This is a genomic window from Arthrobacter sp. 05N33_2 (assembly GCF_056397425.1).
The window spans coordinates 1-2324 of record NZ_JBFTNJ010000133.1; the positions used below are offsets into that span (position 1 = coordinate 1).

The window sequence follows — 2324 nt, forward strand, 5'->3', positions numbered from 1 at the left end:
GGGTCGCACAGCCGCTCACGACGACTCTGGGCAATTGGGCACCTTCGCCGGCATCCTTCCGGTACCAGTGGTACCGCGCCGGCACGCTCATCATGGGAGCAACCGCCGCCACGTACACTCCCACCGCTTCCGACGTCGCGGCGACCCTAAGTGTCAAGGTGACGGCGTCCAAGTCCGGCTACAGCACCGTCTCCAAAACGTCCGCCCCGACGACGGCCGTGGCCAAGGGTTCGCTCACCCGGTCCACTCCTACGGTCACAGGGACCCCGATGGTCGGGAGCGCCCTCACGGCCGCCCCCGGAACTTGGGGACCGGGCGCAGTTACACTCCGATACCAGTGGTACCGCTCCGGTGCCGTAATCATCGGTGCCAACGCCGCCACCTACACTCCCGTGGCGGAGGACCTGGGCACGGTCCTCACGGTCAAGGTCACCGGGTCCAAGACCGGCTTCACCACCTTCTCCCGGACCTCAGCCGCCACGGCTGCTGTGGTCAAGGGATCACTGGTCAGGGCCACGCCCACCGTCACCGGGACCGCCAAGGTGGGGTCCACCCTCACCGCTAACTCCGGCGTTTGGGGACCAGTACCAGTCACGCTCCGTTACCAGTGGTACCGAGCCGGCGTTGCAATCACCGGCGCCAACGCCGCTACTTACAAACCCACCACAACAGACGTAGCGAAGACCCTCACCGTCAAGGTGACGGGGTCCAAGCCGGGCTACACAACGTTCTCCCGAACGTCCGTTCCGACTGCCGCCGTGGCTAATTAGCGCGTCATATTCGCCCGACTACGACCACCGCGATCGCAAGGAAACCCCGCCAGCCAAAAGGTACTGGCGGGGTTTCCGTGTATAGATTGAAGCGGCCAGATGCCGGGCCGCCCGTCGGGGACTAACCTGCGGGCCCGTTGCCCGGACCGTGTGGCTGCTCCCCAAATGGTGCCGCCTCTAAGATGAGGCATGGACTTCGAGGACACGCTCTGGACGGTTCTGGGGGCYGGGCTGGTTCTGCTGATGCTCGTTGACGTCTTTCGTACGCTGCTTTATCCGCACGGTTCCGGTCCTCTGGGCCGGGCGATCATGCGCGGATTTTGGCTTGTATCGAGAAGACTGCGGGGCCGGGGCTCCTTCATCGCAGCACCCTTGGCGATGGCCGCTGTCATTGGCGCCTGGGCAGGCTTGGCGGCCATCGGCTGGGCTCTGCTTTACCTGCCCCATCTGACTGACGGTTTTGTTTACGGAGCCGGAGTTCCACTGCGGGCCGACTTCGCCGAAGCCCTCTACATCTCCCTGGTCACTCTTTCCACCGTGGGTTTTGGCGATATCGTGGCAACGCAACCACTGCTCCGGCTGGTTGTCGCCCTCGAGGCCGTCACCGGTTTCGGCTTGCTGACAGCAACGGTGACTTGGATCCTGCAGACTTTCCCGGCCCTGAACCGACGCCGGGCCCTTGCCCACCAGCTGAACCTGTTCAGGGAGGCTGCAGGTCCGGCAGGTGTATCGGCCATGGATCCCAGTCACGCTGCCGGCCTTTTGGAGGCAATTGCCGGAAACGTGGCTACGGTGAGCATAGACCTGCTTGCGTTCCACGAAACCTACTACTTCCGTGAAATTGAGCAGCGCGGCTCCCTCCCCGCCACGGTGGCTTACGCCCAGGAGCTAGCATCCCAAGCCCAGCGCAGCGAGAACCCTGAACTGCAGTTCGCCGGACGGATGCTCCACGCGGCGCTGGACGGACTCGCTGAGGTCCTCCGAGGCAAATTCGGCCATTCCGGAGCCACCTCTTCCGACGTGTTCGACAGCTACGAGCTGCACCACCGCCACCGGCGCCCGGGGGAACCGCACACGAACTAGCGTGCGGACAGCCGCTACCGCGTACCCGGCCGTTCTGACCGCGCTCTCTGCCTTGTCCAGCGGCGACGCCTGGCTCGAGGCCGGCCAGCCCGGCGCTGAAACCGGCTCCCGCCTTGGTGGCGGAAGCCGGTTCTCTCCGGCTTCGTAGCCGGAGGCAGCGATGCAATGCGCCCTTGATCGGGGTCAGGCTCCGGCCTACGCGCGCTGCGAGATGTTGAAGATGTTGTCCTCGCTGTCCAGGAACCAGGCTGCCTTCCCCCACGATGCGGTGGCGACGCCGTTCTCCGTCTTCAGGCCGGGAAAATCGTAGTCTTCAAAGACGACGCCGCGGCCCCGCAGTTCTTCCATCTCGCGTTCCAGATTGTCCGTTTCCCAGCCGATCTGGGTGTTCTTCGCGGTCCCGGCATTCTCTGTCTGGTAGACAAGGAAGCGGGTTCCTTGGCCGCAGCTGTACATRACGCTGCCCTCCTC

General features: G+C 64.6%; 2 protein-coding genes and 1 pseudogene. 2 read left to right on the forward strand and 1 reads right to left on the reverse strand.

All coding sequences use genetic code 11. The annotated features are described in order from the left end of the window. Together AC1DHX_RS20570 and AC1DHX_RS20575 are read left to right on the forward strand one after the other, a co-directional pair. Positions 1–770 (forward strand): annotated as a pseudogene (locus AC1DHX_RS20570) (carboxypeptidase regulatory-like domain-containing protein); the annotation flags it as partial. A 189-nt stretch (positions 771–959) separates the two neighbouring features. Next, positions 960–1853, forward strand: coding sequence for a potassium channel family protein (locus tag AC1DHX_RS20575; RefSeq protein ID WP_476859752.1), 894 nt, complete (start codon positions 960–962; stop codon positions 1851–1853). A 195-nt stretch (positions 1854–2048) separates the two neighbouring features. Here AC1DHX_RS20575 and AC1DHX_RS20580 read toward each other — a convergent pair. Then, positions 2049–2324, reverse strand: a 276-nt coding sequence (locus AC1DHX_RS20580; protein ID WP_476900450.1) for a VOC family protein, incomplete at its 5' end; no start/stop codon positions are given.